The organism is Bifidobacterium sp. ESL0790 (genome assembly GCF_029395435.1).
Taxonomy (GTDB): domain Bacteria; phylum Actinomycetota; class Actinomycetes; order Actinomycetales; family Bifidobacteriaceae; genus Bifidobacterium.
Window position 1 is genome coordinate 1589312 of record NZ_CP113915.1, and the last position, 15409, is coordinate 1604720.

Annotated in this window: 11 protein-coding genes and 1 pseudogene; 4 read left to right on the forward strand and 8 right to left on the reverse strand. The window is 51.5% G+C overall.

Annotation, left to right across the window (positions count from 1 at the left end):
- Positions 1–500: 500 nt before the first annotated feature.
- Together OZY47_RS05935 and OZY47_RS05940 are read right to left on the reverse strand one after the other, a co-directional pair.
- Positions 501–1136 (reverse strand): CE1759 family FMN reductase, encoded by a 636-nt coding sequence (locus OZY47_RS05935; RefSeq protein WP_277177428.1) that lies wholly within the window; start codon positions 1134–1136, stop codon positions 501–503.
- A gap of 195 nt (positions 1137–1331) precedes the next feature.
- A complete protein-coding gene (locus tag OZY47_RS05940) occupies positions 1332–1868 on the reverse strand; it encodes an NAD(P)H-dependent oxidoreductase (RefSeq protein ID WP_277177429.1) in 537 nt (178 codons plus the stop codon).
- A 359-nt stretch (positions 1869–2227) separates the two neighbouring features.
- Between OZY47_RS05940 and OZY47_RS05945 the strand changes: the two genes are divergently transcribed.
- Both OZY47_RS05945 and OZY47_RS05950 read left to right on the forward strand, forming a co-directional pair.
- On the forward strand, positions 2228–3250 hold the full coding sequence (locus tag OZY47_RS05945; protein WP_277177430.1) for a hypothetical protein: 1023 nt from the start codon (positions 2228–2230) through the stop codon (positions 3248–3250).
- Between the two features lie 255 nt (positions 3251–3505).
- Positions 3506–4873, forward strand: a complete 1368-nt coding sequence (locus OZY47_RS05950) for a CapA family protein (RefSeq protein ID WP_277177431.1) — start codon at positions 3506–3508, stop codon at positions 4871–4873.
- A gap of 568 nt (positions 4874–5441) precedes the next feature.
- Here OZY47_RS05950 and OZY47_RS05955 read toward each other — a convergent pair.
- Positions 5442–6041, reverse strand: coding sequence for an NAD(P)H-dependent oxidoreductase (locus OZY47_RS05955; protein WP_277177433.1), 600 nt, complete (start codon positions 6039–6041; stop codon positions 5442–5444).
- Between the two features lie 227 nt (positions 6042–6268).
- Between OZY47_RS05955 and OZY47_RS05960 the strand changes: the two genes are divergently transcribed.
- Entirely contained in the window at positions 6269–7144 is an 876-nt protein-coding gene (locus OZY47_RS05960) for an Abi family protein (RefSeq protein ID WP_277177434.1), read from the forward strand.
- A gap of 65 nt (positions 7145–7209) precedes the next feature.
- Here OZY47_RS05960 and OZY47_RS05965 read toward each other — a convergent pair whose 3' ends face one another.
- Positions 7210–7515, reverse strand: a complete 306-nt coding sequence (locus tag OZY47_RS05965; RefSeq protein WP_277177435.1) for a hypothetical protein — start codon at positions 7513–7515, stop codon at positions 7210–7212.
- Between the two features lie 161 nt (positions 7516–7676).
- Between OZY47_RS05965 and OZY47_RS05970 the strand changes: the two are divergent.
- Positions 7677–8889, forward strand: a pseudogene (locus tag OZY47_RS05970) (IS256 family transposase).
- A 50-nt stretch (positions 8890–8939) separates the two neighbouring features.
- On the opposite strand, the gene OZY47_RS05975 reads toward OZY47_RS05970, so the two are convergent.
- From OZY47_RS05975 to OZY47_RS05990, 4 genes are all read right to left on the reverse strand, one after another.
- Positions 8940–9458 carry a Na+:H+ dicarboxylate symporter gene (locus tag OZY47_RS05975; protein WP_277177436.1) on the reverse strand — a complete coding sequence of 173 codons (519 nt, stop codon included), beginning with the start codon at positions 9456–9458 and terminating at the stop codon, positions 8940–8942.
- Positions 9459–9468: 10 nt separating this feature from the next.
- Positions 9469–10386 (reverse strand): ImpB/MucB/SamB family protein, encoded by a 918-nt coding sequence (locus OZY47_RS05980; protein ID WP_277177437.1) that lies wholly within the window; start codon positions 10384–10386, stop codon positions 9469–9471.
- 149 nt (positions 10387–10535) lie between these two features.
- The gene (locus OZY47_RS05985; RefSeq protein ID WP_277177438.1) at positions 10536–12119 is read right to left on the reverse strand and encodes an RNA-directed DNA polymerase; all 1584 of its coding nucleotides are present in this window, start codon (positions 12117–12119) and stop codon (positions 10536–10538) included.
- 47 nt (positions 12120–12166) lie between these two features.
- Positions 12167–15409 carry a DEAD/DEAH box helicase family protein gene (locus tag OZY47_RS05990; protein ID WP_277177440.1) on the reverse strand — a complete coding sequence of 1081 codons (3243 nt, stop codon included), beginning with the start codon at positions 15407–15409 and terminating at the stop codon, positions 12167–12169.

The following is a 15409-nucleotide window of genomic DNA, read 5'->3' on the forward strand; positions in this document are numbered from 1 at the left end:
ATCCACGTCTCTCAACGCTTAGAGACATAGTACAACGGATTTCCTAAGTATGTCAAATGAATTAATTAAACGCCATTTCGACCATTGGTTCGACTTGTTTATCGTTAGGTGATAGGCCTACTGGCGCTTGACAAATCACTAAGTTCTGACATGCAAGAATCTTATGGTTTCGGCTGACACATCGGCGTGCCGCGACACCAAAAATCCTCAAAATCCACATCCAAATATTATGGACACCAACCTGCAAGCCCGGGCGGGATTACTTTGTTGCGGGACATGCGGAAACGAGACATTTATGGACTATCGAACCGCCCTTCCCCATCCAGCAGACCATGCCCCATACATAGAAAAAAGGACCGGAACCAAAGTCCCGGCCCATTCATAGCCATACGGTTTCGAAAAGCGCCAAACCATCAAGTGGCGCTTCGTGCGATCAACCAGTCGACCGCGGCGACTCATTCAACATATCGCCAGCACGTCGCCGGTTCATCGCCGGTTCATCACCAGTTGAAGTTGCTCGCCGGCTCAACGGGCGCCTGATGGCGCACGCCGGAAAGCATCAACGCGCCAAGCTCGCTGGCGGCGCGCTCCTCGCGGCTGACCAACTCGGGGGTATCGAAGTCCTCCTTGGTGGCCATGAGGCTGGTGGCGGCGGGAACGGCGCGGAAGAACGCGAAGAGCCCGCGCATCACGACGTCAGGCACCAGGGCGTGGCGGTCGGAACCGCCGGTCGCGGCGAGCACCACCGGCATGTTGGCGATGGCGTCCTGCTCGACGACGTCCCAGAACTCCTTGAACAGCCCGGAATATGAAGCCTTGTAGATCGGCGAGGCGGCGATCAGGCCGTCGCTGGAGGTCACGGTCTTGATGGCCTCGGCGAGGCGCTCGGAGGGCTTGAAGGTGATCGACGCCTCGGCGATGTCGTCGGCGTAATCCTTGAGCGTCACCGTGGTGACGATGACCTCTTTGCCCTGCTTGCCCATGTATTCGGCCGTCTTTTGCGCGACCTCGTTCGCCAGCCGAAGCGTGCTGGAAGGTTCGGAGATGCCCGCGTTCACGACGGTCAGGCTGTACTGCTGGATTCCAGTCTCGGCCTTGGCCGCCAACGCCACGATGTCCGTCTCTTCAAGAGCCAATGTACTCCCCTTCCGCAGAATCGAAACTCGTCGCCGCACCCCAACCCCATCGGCTTGGTTGTGCGGCCGTCCGCAATGTGTCTATAAGACACAAGTCTACTGGTAATTTATCACTTTCTCCCGCCCAGCACCCCTTTATGGGACGTCGAGGACGGGAAAACGTGACAGCATTCACACATCGAGGCCTGAAATGACTTATTTGTTGGCCGCGACGTGGTTGGCGAAGGCGTCGGCGAAACCCTTGAGGAAGTCCTTGGAACCCTCGACGACGTTGCCGGCCTCGTCCAGGCTGGCGGCGGCGTTGAAGTAGACCTCGGGCTGGCCCATGAGCTTCATGTCAAGGAAGAGGGCCACGTTGCGCAGGGCCTGCTGGGCCTGGGTGGCACCGAGGGCACCCATGGAGGCGCCGATGATCGCGGCGGACTTGCCGCCGAAGGAGCTCTGGCCCCACGGGCGGGAGGCCCAGTCGATGGCGTTCTTGATGACGCCGGAGAAGCTGCGGTTGTACTCGGGGGTGACGAAGAGCACGCCGTCGTCGGCCTCGACGGTCTTCTTCATCTCGAGGACCTTGGCGGGCATGTCGCCGTCGAGATCCTGGTTGTAGAGCGGCAGGTCCATATCGATGTAGTCGAACTCGAAGCCTTCGGGCATGAGACGCTCGATGTTCTTGGCGAGGCTCATGTTGAATGAGTCCTTGCGCAGCGATCCGACGAAAACGGCGATCCTGGTCATGATGTTGCTCCTTGTTTGTTGCGTTTGCTGGTTTGTTGTTGTCACTTGTTTCGAACGTCTGCCAGGCCGTTGAACAATGGTGCCCGCGACGGGACGAAACGCGTGTTTGGCTTATTCACTTGTGTTTGAGAAGCGTTGCCGCCTCATGGAAGCCATACTAAGCAATGCAAAACTGTCTGTCTTGTTGCGCTGCCAGATAAGCGGGAATAAGGCAAGGGGCCGGACGCGAGTGGCAGAAAGACTTTGGATTTCTCCGGCTCCGCAACCCAAACGTAAGACTTCTCAACGGTTTTCGGATATTCGTCAGGCTGGGTAGGCTTGGAGAACCGATTGCTCCACTTGCCAGAAAGATATCCAGAATGGTCATCATGCGCATAATCTGCACACTTTCCTGGGTCCAAAACGCCTTCGAGGACTATTTGGACAAATGTCACATTTGCGGAACTGCCGGACTTGCAGACGCTTCGGATTCTTCGGATTCGTGGACGCTCGCGCACGACAACGGGCTTGCTCCGGCGCTTGATATCAAGGATTCCGAGGGTATCTGGGTCACGCCGGACCTGCTCATCGCACTCAACGAATGGCGGAAAGCCAAAGGCATGGAGCCACTGCTTTTTGAGACGCCGGCTGCTGGATGGATGTCGTCATTGCCTTTTGAACTGCTTGGACGCACGACCTTGACCACCTCCGTAGCCGACATTTTGAGCTGGACACGGATGCCTGCTGAATTGGGTGAGGAACCTTGGTCGCAACTTGACCAGGGACGGGTGCCCGAGTTCCGCGCGGCGCGACGCGACCTGGCCACGCTGCAGCATGATCTTGCGAGCGCACCGTTGGATTCGCTGGTCACCGTCAACGGCCATATACCTGGGATCGCAGAGGAATGGTGCGTCATCGTCCACGACGGAGATGCGGTGGCGTCCTGCGGATACTGCGTGCATCTGACACCTGACAGCCATGAGATCGCCACCGTGTTCGACAGGGCGACGTTCCATGGCGAATACCAGCAGCTTGCGGAACAGGCGGCAAGCGAGGCCGCGCGAATCGGAGGGCTGGGCGACGCCAGCATCATCGTCGGTTTCCGCGCTCAGAAGGGCAGAAACAAAGAAGAGGCACAGGTGCAGATACAGACGCGAACACGGAGCCAACCCGACACTTTCATCATCGAAGCCGACCCGGTGTGGTGCACCACTCCTTACCCTTTCGAGACCGACCGCGAGACTCGGGTATTCCTCAATGCCATCAGGGATTCACGGATATTACGGCAATCCGATGGCACGTTCCGTTCGGCCGACGGGCGGGCCATTCCTGAAGCGAACGTCTATTCCCCCGACCCGTGGATGCTTCAGCGGAATCGTCGCCGTTATCTCGGGTTCAACTAACTGGAATACCAACGTCGGCAATAGCCGAATGCGCAAATGCGAGCATATTTCGCTCTCACCATTTTGGGTACTAAAAATAATGCCATTAATTAATGGGCGTTATTCAATAACCATTGCAACTTAATTCCCCAAACCATTCCTCAACAATCTCCCATCCGCCAACGCGACGCAATACAAAATACTCTTACTCGGCACGGCCCAAAGCCAACGCGGGTATGGTGGAATCAACAATGACGTGAGAGAAAGAGCGGTGCGATGGGACACAAGGCACGACACGACGCGAGGCATACGGCCTATCATTCGGCGCATGCGAGGCGGAGCGGAACCGGCGCATCAACCCGCACGGTGACGCCGATCCTCGTCATCCTGGCCATCATCGTCGTAGCTTGCGTCGCGCTGTTCATCGGCTTCGAGCACTATCATTCATCGACCGCGTCCGGCGAAAACGGGGCCAATGGCAACACCGTCGCGCTCAGCAAAAAGGCCACGCCGAAACCGGTGACCACGCACCACGGCAACTCGCCGGACTGCCCCGACAACGACTGCATCTCCATCTTCGTCAACGGCGACCTGCTCTTCCACGAGGGGCTGTGGAAGAACTTCCAGAACAATCCGAGCGCCACGGACGGCACGGCCTTCAACTTCGATCCGCTCTTCGCGCCGATGAAGCCGTATATCCAGTCCTCCGACATCGCGATCTGCGAGTTCGAGACGCCCATCGCGCAACGCGGCGGGCCATACACGGCGTATCCGATCTTCAACATTCCTCCTGAGGTGGCGGACGCGGCGGCGCACGTGGGCTACACCGCCTGCACGCACGGCACGAACCACTCCTGGGACCAAGGCAGCGAAGGCATCGCGAGGCTGTGGGACACGCTCGCGGCCGACGGCATCGCGCAGACCGGCTCGTACAAGACGCAGGCCGATTCGATGAAGCCACTGGTCATCACCTCCCCCACCGGCGGCGGCAAGCTCGGGCTCCTGACCGGCACCGTCTCCCTGAACGGCATGACCGCCGACCAGGATTGGCAGGTCGACCGGCTGCGCGAGGCCGGCGACCCCAACCACGAGGCCGACATTCAGAAGGCCGTCACGAAGGCGAACGCGGCACGCAAGCAGGGCGCGGACGTGGTGGCGATCGCGATGCACTCGGTGCAGGAATACCTGGATTACGCCGATTCGTGGCAGGTCTCGGAGGCGCACGAGCTCGCCGACACCGGGGCGTTCGACGTGATCTACGGGGCCGGATGCCACTGCGCACAACCCATCGAGCACTATCACAATACGTGGATCGTCTATGGGCTCGGCAACGCGGTGACGGTGACTTCGTACATTCCCGGCAACGAGGTCAATAACCAGGGCGTGAGCGCGCGCATCCAGTTCGCGGGCAAGCGCGGCAAGCCGGGTACGTGGCGGGTCAACCGGATCGACTGGGTGCCCACCGCCAACATGCGGCAGGGGCAGTACCGATGGTGTCCGATCGCGAGCGACCACCCCGACGGCGTCTGTTGGGACCAGGCGACCGACGCGAGGGTGGAGCAACGGATTCACAACGTCATCTATTCGCTGGGCGCCGACGGCAATATCGTGCGCGAGTGGCGAATCACCGACGAGCGGAAGTAGGGCGTTCATCGCCTTGTTCCGCGGCACAAACGGCGGCGGAACGGATACGAAGCTGCTACGGAAGAGCTACAGAACGGCTACGGAACGCTGAAATTCACGCGGCCGGCGATTACCATTGCCGGAAACGGAACTTTCGAAAGCATTCAATGATATTTTGCGGTGTCTTATGCTTCAGTGCTGCATATATAGCATTGGAAGGTTGACATAACACTGAAAAATCGGAATAGACCCATTGCGACTTCGGTGCTGTGCGCTCGTAGCATTGAACGATCAATTCGGGTTCATTGTGGCTTCAATGCTGCGGAATCGACTCTGGCATCATTTTGACGATTGGCTAATCGTTGGAATTCCAACAATCCGAAAAGCAGCTATTATTTTGCGGCAGCACGGAATCATGATAAATCGGTCAAATGAATTCCGTGCTGCGAAAATGAAAAGCGGGTCGATCTTACGAATATGACCCGCTCATGCAACTACATCTGAGGATTGGCTGCCGCTCGCATCCCGCACCAGTCTCCGCTTTCGCGCTTGCGTTGACCTCTGCTGGCAGCGTTCACCGATTCCGCGTTCACACCATCGAGGCGCCAAGCTCCTTGATGCGCTCGATGTGCTTGGACGCGGCCTCACGTGCCTCAACCGAATCGTCACCCATCTCAAGGTTGTCGACGTAGACCAACTCGGCATCCTTCACGCCGCAGTAATGGTGGAACATGTAGTAGATGACCTGGTTGTAGATGGCGTCGTGGATGCCGGACTCGTGGTACCACTGCTCGGAGCTGCCGGTGAGCATGATGAAGCGGAACTTCTTGTCGGCGATCACGGACTTGCTGTGGTCCGGGTTGTAGCCGAAGTGGCGGCAGAGCACGCGCTCGGTGAAGCCCTTCATCATCGCGGGCATGGAGCACCAGTAAATCGGGCAGACCATGGCGATGACGTCGGCGTCGAGAATCTTCTGCTGCAGGGCCGCGGCGTCGTCGGGCATCGGACCTTCGTTGAGGTACTGCCTGCGGTCGGCCATGCGATAGGTCGGGTCGAAACCGATGGCGTGCAGGTCGACGAACTCGACGTCCGCGCCCTTGCTTTTCGCGCCCTCGAGGAACGCCTTGCCGATATATTGCGTCAGCGACTCCGGTTCCGGATTCGCCGTAAATACGAGGAATTTGGTCATAATGCCATTGTACGAACGCAAGCCGATTTCGACAGCCGTGCCTTCGTTTGTAGCATATAGAGCAATAAATGAAGCATGCGAGACATGTCGCGTATCATCTGAGACATAAAATATCTCAAAACAGACGAAATCCATGCCGTATGAGATATTAAATAGTAACAGTGACCCTCAAGCCTACTTACAGTGCTCAAATCGAGGGTCCTTTCACACCTACGCAGAGGCAGGGAATGAAAGAGGCAAAAACAGTAGATCAAATGGTCGATTTGCTAGTCAACGAACGGCAACTGGAAGTTCGCGATACCGAAACTCTGCGAAGAATTCTCTTGGATTGCAATTATTACCGTCTTTCAGGATACTTTCGCTGTTTCCAAATTAATCCTGAACAAGGCAACGATATATTTCGCCCTGGAACGACAGTCAAAGATTTTATGGTTCCATATCTCAAGGACGAACAACTTCGTGCACGTATACTCCAAGGAACTTCAGTCGTCGAGCAGACGCTACGCGCTCATTTAGCCTATTCACTCGCGATTCATGGAGACGCATACAGCTATTTAGACCGACGAGTCTACCGAAACAAGACGTACCGAAACGGCAAAGAAATACGGCTATCTCTCATCGAAAATATCAATAAATGGGTTGGAAAATCCAGCGAATCTTCCATCCACCATTTCTTGCAGGGCAATGAAGTTGTTCCGATCTGGGCTTTGGTAGAAATACTCCCCTTCGATACCGTCTCGAAAATCTTCTCTTTGCATAACAACACGCATGCCATTGACGCAGTGTGTAGCTCGATGCGGTTGGGTAAGAACCGAAGTCGAGCGGCTGGAATCATTCACGGTATGGTTTATCTCCGAAATCTTTGCTCCCATCATTGCCGCTTATGGAACCGCAAAATGACGATAGAACCGCCTTTGCTGAAGTCATTAAAACAGCAATATAGCCAATTTAATTATGATTCAGAATCCGTTTGGATATCGTTGATAACACTTGCTTATCTTGTGGATGGCATTAAAGAGAACCAAGACTATTCCAATTCTCTCTTGAAGTTCGTCGAACCCGATAGCAGCTACGCATCCGGACTTATGCACTCGAAATATTAAATTCTGACCGACTTTTCAACTTCAACGGAACAAAGACTAGTTGCACCTTAACGGATGCTGTCTCCTCACTCGTACACGGCAACGAGACGACCGCGGACGTCGCCGGCCTGCAGCTTTTTGAGGCCTTCAGGAATCTCGCTGAACGGGATCTTGGTGGTGACCGGATCGAGTTTGCCGGATGTCATGAGCTCGTAGACACCGGCGATGTCTTCCTTGGTGCCGCCGTTCGAACCGCGCAGGTCGACCTGGCTCATGATAAGCGCCTTGGTGTTGATGGTGCTTTCGAGCCGGCCCATGCCCACGAGCACCACGACGCCGCGCTTTCGGCTTCTGGCCGGTGGATGGTTACACGCCTCGATCGTTATACTCACGGCAGTACTTTTATATAGGTTTTACACTATCCACAACAGGTAGTGTCCGTTAGTTTGCGCAAATTGGGTTTTGGGATTTGATAGGGGGCGTGGCCCCTTGCCTGTGTACGATTTTCAATCGCCAGATCAAATAATCGCTGATTGGAAAGCAGGTGGGAACCATGCCCGCCAGCAGAATCATACAGGTCGACGAGTCCAAGTACCGGGACCGAGCTCGACAGATTGGTCTCCTCGAAGGTCGAGGAGATTTTGAACGCGATGCTCGACGCCGAGGCCGACCAGGTGGCCGGTGCCGCCCGATACGAGCGCAGGGAAGGCCGGAAGGCCTATCGCGCAGGGCATTATGATCGGAGGCTGACCGTGAAGGCCGGCAGCATGGCCGTCAGGGTTCCCAAGCTCAAGGGCGCTCTGTTCGAGTCGGCGGTCATCCAGCGCTACCGCACGCGCGAGTCGAGCGTCGAGGAGGCGCTCATGGAGATGTACTTCAGGGGCGTCAGCACCCGGCAGGTCGACGACATCAGCCAGGTGCTCTGGGGCGAGCGGATGCCGCCCCAGAGCCTGAGCGACGACCTCAAGAAAGTCTGCAAGGACATCGACGCATGGCGCTGCCGGCCGCTCGAGCGCGCGTTCCCCTACGTGTTCATGGATGGCATCTGGCTGAAACGGAGCTGGGGCGGGAGCGTCGAGAACGTCAGCGTTCTGGTCGCCATCGGCGTCGGCGACGACGGGCGGCGCGAGGTCATCGGCGTGGCCGAGGGCATGAAGGAGGACTCGGCCAGCTGGGAGTCGTTCATCCGCTCGATGATCGGCCGCGGGCTTTCCGGCGTCAGGCTTGCCATAGGCGACCGTAACCCGGGGCTGGTGCGCGCCGTCGGAGAACTGCTGCCCGATGCCCGCTACCAGCGGTGCATGGTCCACTTCCAGCGCAACGTGCTCGCCAAGGTGCCGAGGAGGAAACGCAAGCCCGTCGCCGCCAAGCTCAAGGCCGTGTTCGCGATGGAGGACCGCGACAAGACCCTGGCCAAGGCCGAATCGGTGGCCGCCGAACTCGATTCGGAAAGACTGAAGGAGGCCGCCAAGTGCCTTCGCGGGGGCATCGGCGAAACGACCGTCTACCAGCTGCCCGAGTTCCCGCCGGAGCACTGGAGGCTGATCCGCACCAACAACATGATCGAACGCCTCAACCGCGAGATACGGCGCAGGACAAGGGTGGTCGGCCAGTTCCCCGACGGCCGCAGCGCCCTCATGCTCGTCACCGCGAGGATCCGCTACGTCACCCAGGACTGGCAGGACCGCCGCTACCTGGACATGTCACTGCTCGAACCGATAATGAAAGACACGGTTGGAACACCGCACACAGGCAATCAAGGCTGAAAACCGAAAGTGCGCAACTTACCGGACGTTATCAAATCGAGTGTTTACATTTATCTATTCTCATTTTTGACTAATGGTCGCATATCATCTTCAGTAAATGGTTCTTGAATAATTGTAGACACTTTTTGCATAAACAACGTGTACTTCAACCAATGTAGGCATCTTACGAACTTTATAACCAACATCGCCAAAGCGAACAACGAAAATGCGACTGCAATTACTAAATGAGTCTCCCAGATGACTACAGAAATAAGCGGCAGAACCGCAGCAATGAAAGTCCAAATTATTACACTTATCCAGTTCCTAGATAATTCTCCTGAGTAGCGTTTACGTACTATTCGCATGTGTCTTGACTCAGATTGATAAGTCATTGTACAAATAAAAGTAGCTGCAGCCATCACAAGACCTGAAAGTGTTGACAGCGCGACAAATAAATTAGAACCTGTCTTACTAATATCAGGAATTGGCTTTCCGCAAATAATCCACGTGATAAGAATAAGCACAGAAATTACAACATCAATACTGGGATGAGCAACTAAGAAGTCTTCCAACCCCAATACAATGCTCATAAAATGATTATTATTCTTGGACGATTTCATATAAATAATCCTGTTTTTGAGCACAAATCTCGATAAGATGATTTATCAGAAGAGTGAATTGCCGAGGCTCATTCTCTTCGATAACAATATTCGCCTGCTCTACTACGGGATGCTTGACAAGGTTGAGCTCAAGCATTTTATCCGCAAAGTCAGTACCAACGACATGCATTTGCTTATCTTGACCAGCAACAAAATGAACCAAGTCACTTACAGTTTTTTTAAACTTTCGACTAGATACGGAAAACGGCCCGCCTCGCGATAGCGAAACTTTAAGCTCAATATCTAGATCAGCACCAATCCGATCAGACATTTTACTATAAAAAACGCCGGTATCGCCCCCATCTTCAGGACGTGAACTAAGATTACGTTCAGTAGTAAAACATGCTGTAAACGACGTTAAGCCCTTTAGCTCATTTTCAAAGCGTTCAAGACTATCAGTTGTGATAACTGGCATAACGTCCCATTCCCATCCAGTATCTGCTGGCCAGTAATTATTTAAAGCTTTTTTCAATGGTTCTGTACTCTTACCAGACGACCCGCTTACACGCCCAACCAACCCATGGTCAGGGAAAAATGCAAACGCTGAAGATTTAGCTAGTCTTCCATTCCCATCAGCTAAATAATTATCCATATAATCCATTACTCGTTGATGCTCTCCATCTACAAATTGCATAAAAGCGGGATCGAACTGCTCACTAACGCTCAATACTGGATATTTTTTAACAAATAAAGCATCATATCGTACACTTCCTATAGCTTTCTGTTCCCACTTTAATTTTGAAAATTCAGAGAGATGCTTCTCCCAATTGACGCCTTCAATATTCTTATACGCAACATCTTCACGAGACCTCAACTGAAGTCGGTAAAACGCAACTGTGCGCTGCATCATTTTTTCCATAGGGCGCTTCCTCCTCGAAACAATTGCTACTGTACATTTATAAAACATCTCTGATGCACTACAGATAGAATAGATTATTATTGAAATTTATTCATCTTAAGTAGAATCCAACTTATATCTTTTCTTTATAGTCCAAATCAAACTAACGATTAGCCTGGATAACTGTCATTTACGAACAACTCTGTTTCAGCTACCGGGATTACATCACTTAGACGGCCCCACTCTTCTTGATTTACAACACATGTCGATTCAACAACATCACGAATATCCAAGTTCTCATGAATCCAATCACTATTCCATATGGAACGATCTTGATTGGTTTGTATCCTGCATAAAGAGTCGTCGTAATGATGTTCCAACCTCTGATTGACGCTTATTGATATTCGTTGTAACCATATTTCAAGATAACCAATATTGGGAATATCATTAAATCTTGTCAGAATTGCATCAATGAGTCCAACTTTTCCATCGTCATTGCGCTCATAATCCAAAAGTTTACCAATAATGGAAGCACAAGTAGGATATGTTCTAGAATTCGCATGCATAATATCTACCACTATTGGTAACAAAACATCATTATCTTTGGGCATTGTTTTAACCCAGTCAAGCCTCTTTCTAAATTCCGCTAGATTCTTATTTAAGCTTCCGCTATTCCTATAACGTTTACCTGATTCTCGGATTAATAATAAATTTTTCTGTAAATTTCTATCGAAATGATGAGTTATAAGTCTGTCAATTTTATCCTTTTTAATGCAGACAGAGATAATGTCATCAGAAACTTTCGTCTTTGAACTATTTATTTTCAGATTCAAATCAGCTAATACACCCGTAAGTAATAGCATAATCTCATTACTGTCTTCAGCAGTATTAGTGAAAATCCTATAATCATCTCGATAACGTAAAATCTTATATCGTCCTGTTTCCCAACCACCATGCTTTTCCTGAATCTTGTGCACCAGCTCTGTATCGGCAAAACCTAGCACTAATTCAGAAATGAGATTGGAGATTTCATTACCTTGTGGGATGCCATTGGTCTGACCTGCATTCATATCTTGCATGAAGCAATCGATTGTATTCCCCAATAAATCAAATTTACCTCTATGACGTTTGGCTTCCTCTTTCCCGTGTAAAGCCCAAGCAATTGTATGCGTATACATAGAACCATAACAATTTGTTATATCACTTATCGTTACGTATTTATATTTCAATGACAAGCGAATGGATTCTTGTTCAATTGTTGTCCACCATGTCATAATATTCGACTCTGCAATAGAATCTTGATCAAGTGAAATAGTAGGCAAACTAGCAACTTTAACTTTGCCTTCACACTCATCGCTAAAATAACGAAACCGTTGCTGAATCTTTTTCCAATTCTCTTCCGTCGTCATTAACGCTACTAAATTAGCATAAAGAGCCGGATGCGCCAATTCCATAGGGCGCCATGCATAAGCTCCATCCTTGTTCCACAACAAGCGATAGTTTGCAACGTTGGACCGAACCTCAGTCCTTTCATTATTTTGAAGACGATAAAATTCAGGATACTTTTCAGATAAGTTTGACAACAATGGTTGAAAGTCAAAATATGAAGGCAAGATAAACGTATAATAAGCAGCCGTAGAAAAGTAAAAAGCACGGGCCTGAAGATGATCAGCTTTGCTAAGTGCTATTGGACTGACAGAATCGCTACCTTCGCGTAAACATCCATCTGCGCTTTGAACTTCATTTATATCCATAATATTCAATTAAGCTTTCTGCAGTATCTCAAGCACCTAAAATTATATTAGTTATTCTTCTCCAGGCCTTTTACCAAATCAAGCAGATTCTCATAATTGTTTACCTGCTCATAGCGGACATCATCGGCGAGATGGAACTTGTTGAACAACCTGTATGCACAGTCGACTTTACTTTTCTCGATGCTACGTAATTCTGGAGCTTCCATCGTTCCTTTAGTTTCAGCAACGAAGTAAAGGTGCTTGATTTCTCCATTCTCATTGAATGCGATTGCCCAATCAGGGGCATAGCCTCCCATTGGTGTCGGAATCTGGAAACCTCGGGGCAGTTTGGCATAGACCGCAACCTCGCCGGCCTCATCGAGAGATCGCGCGAACCTTGCCTCCACACTGTTAGCTGAAGTGCCGTCAGGGAAAACGTAGTCCTGAATGTTCTTATCCGCTTGATATGCCTTAGACTGGTCTTGGGGGACATGTTCGGTAAAGACACTTGAATCATACTCCCCTTCGATGCGGTTGTACGTGATACGGTCAATGACTATGTCGGCCTTAGCCTGAACAATCAGCCGCGCGACCTTGGCGATGAATTCTTCGGGGTTGACCTTGAACTGGCTGAACTTGTCAGCCCTGATGCCGAAGAGAATCTCAGCAGCGCACTTGCGGGTGATCGTGGCCGCCTGGGCAATCTCGCCCAGCAGGTCATAGGAGACATCATTGTTGGCGTCCGAGTCTAGATTGTAGGTTTCGCTTCGCTTGCCTGTGAAATGAGTGCCATGTTCAAGATCGTCTCTGGAAGCGTAAGTTTCCTGGATGCCTTGTGTCTTTGTGTAGGAGAGCCTACTGACTGTAAGACCTCGCTCACTATTCGTACCGTTGATGGCTTCAATAGCGTTATCGACAAGCTCTTTGTCGTCGAAGTTGACAGTGTACGCATACTTGTGGTTGATACGTTTCCAGAGTTCCTGGAATTCCCGCTTGTCCCAGTTGTCGTTCAGTGGATTCGAGATAATCTTGGCAGCCATGCCGTTAGCTATCATGTTCTTAGCAGTCGCTTGTTCCAAAACTGTATTTAGAACATAGGTGACAGCACTAATCTTTTCCGTAGACATATGCAGCTTTATTAGCTCTTCATTGCTTAGTTGCAGTCCAACTTCTTTATATTTATCCGTTAACTGATCATTATCATCATCGACAAGGTAATGGTGTATGAGCAAACGGTGAAGTCTCTTAGACTCTTCTTTGCTAAACGTAATATATCTTTTCGGCTCATCGTTACTAATATCATCGGCTTCAGAAAGTAACTGCACCGGGAAAGGCTTAAGTTTAGCAAAGAATGCATCGTCAATGGACACAGGCTGCTGATCAAGTTCAGCGCTCATGTCCTTCTGAAGTGCATCGGTGAATTCAGCATAACTTTCTGAAGCAATGACAGTAAGCTTGTTGATGTCTTGGACCTGGTCACCAAGCACATTGATATCCTGCCTGACACCATTCTTGTCAACACACAGGCGCAGGCCGCGACCGACCTCCTGGCGTTTGCTAATTTCGGAATTCGAGTGCTTCAGGGTACAAATCTGGAAAATGTTCGGATTGTCCCATCCTTCACGCAGTGCAGAATGGCTAAAGATGAACCTCGTCGGCTCGTCGAAACTCAGCAGCCGTTCCTTGTCGCGGAGAATCAAATCGTAATCGCTCTCGTCGTCGCCGACCTGTTCCTTACCCTTGGTTTTGGTATCGACGCTATGGCCATTCTTATCGATACTGAAATATCCCTTGTGAACATCACCTGCATCGGCCCTGCGCAGATAATCGAGATAGCCGTGTCCGTCGTCAAGCCGCCCCTGGAGGAAAAGATGGACACATTTGTCGTATTCCTCCTCGAAGATGCGCGCGTACTCGCCTTTCACAGGCTTGTTGTCCTCATCGTACTGGCGGTATTTGGATACCTCATCGATAAAAAACAGGCTCAGACATTTGATGCCCCGTTCCCAGAGAGACTCTTCCTTCTCCAAGTGGCTCCAAATCGTCTCCCGAATTTGCACACGCCGAAGATCACGCTCGCTGGAATCATTGATGACTTCACCGCGATGCACTTCGACGCCGTTGAGGAAACGAACGTATCCGAGCCTGCCATCTTGATCCGGGACGATACCATCGGGCGCAATCTGCCAATCATCGCGATAGGCCTCTATCTCACGGGAAGCGGTATATAGGTTATCGCCTTCGTTGAAGGTTCCCATCGCAGTGACAATGCGTCCGCTTGCATTGATTTTTTTGTATTCCAACACTGCCTGCGGGGCCTTGTTCCGACTTACACGAATGTCCTGCAGATACACATACTCATCGGTGCCGCTCATGTTCCTCAGTTCGAAACCCTTGACCTCGATACGTTTTACCAGACGCTGGTTATATGCATCCAGCGCGTCGAGCTTGTACACCAGATCATGGTGTTGCTTGTGCGTGGCCGAATAGTTCAGCACGAACAGCGGCTTGAACAGGCCGATGCCCTTCTGGGTCGCTTTGCCACCCATCTTTTGTGGCTCGTCGAGAATCACGATTGGACGCACAGCGCTGATGACATCGATAGGCCTACGGGAGCCGAACTCGTCACGTTCGGTAAACATGATGCGAGAAGCCTTACTTTTCCCCTTCTCTTTCATTGAGGTGTTGAACGCCTGCATGTTGATAATCATGACCTGGATGTCGGAACTGCCCGCGAACCTATCCAATTCAGTAAGGTTGCCAGAATCATAAATGAACCAATTGAGTCGTTTACGATACCCCTCAGTCCCATCCACACCAGCGGTATAGAAATACTGCCTAGTAGATTCCAACGACTGAGCCACGCCCTCACGTATGGCTATCGACGGAACGACAATGATGAATTTCGTCCACCCGTACTGGCGGTTGAGCTCAAGGATCGTCTTAGTGTAGACGAAGGTTTTGCCGGTGCCTGTCTCCATCTCAACATCAAGTTCGACCGCTCCATTGCCTTCATACAGCTCGTTGGACGTAGGAAGCCCCTGGCGCCCCTGTACCTTCTTTAGATTGTCCTGAAGACCGTGCTTGTCAAGCGCGATATCCGCGTTACGGTAGCCAGCCGAATCGTCCATATCGGAACCCGCGAAAAGACCTACGTTCCCATGAAGCATATTCTGCCTAATATCGGTCTTGCTGACACCCAGGTCACGGACATAGCTCAGTCGCCCCTGCAGAGGCTGACCTTTGAACACATCAACCACGGCTTTGGCAGCATCAGACTGATACTCGTACTGTGAAAATTTGAATTTCAT

Coding starts and splice junctions, on each gene's coding strand:
- OZY47_RS05955 (WP_277177433.1), bottom strand. CDS start 6,041: ATGACCAAATTCCTCGTATTTACGGCGAATCCGGAACCGGAGTCGCTG.
- OZY47_RS05960 (WP_277177434.1), top strand. CDS start 6,269: ATGAAAGAGGCAAAAACAGTAGATCAAATGGTCGATTTGCTAGTCAAC.
- OZY47_RS05945 (WP_277177430.1), top strand. CDS start 2,228: ATGGTCATCATGCGCATAATCTGCACACTTTCCTGGGTCCAAAACGCC.
- OZY47_RS05940 (WP_277177429.1), bottom strand. CDS start 1,868: ATGACCAGGATCGCCGTTTTCGTCGGATCGCTGCGCAAGGACTCATTC.
- OZY47_RS05985 (WP_277177438.1), bottom strand. CDS start 12,119: ATGGATATAAATGAAGTTCAAAGCGCAGATGGATGTTTACGCGAAGGT.
- OZY47_RS05980 (WP_277177437.1), bottom strand. CDS start 10,386: ATGGAAAAAATGATGCAGCGCACAGTTGCGTTTTACCGACTTCAGTTG.
- OZY47_RS05975 (WP_277177436.1), bottom strand. CDS start 9,458: ATGAGCATTGTATTGGGGTTGGAAGACTTCTTAGTTGCTCATCCCAGT.
- OZY47_RS05990 (WP_277177440.1), bottom strand. CDS start 15,409: ATGAAATTCAAATTTTCACAGTACGAGTATCAGTCTGATGCTGCCAAA.
- OZY47_RS05950 (WP_277177431.1), top strand. CDS start 3,506: ATGGGACACAAGGCACGACACGACGCGAGGCATACGGCCTATCATTCG.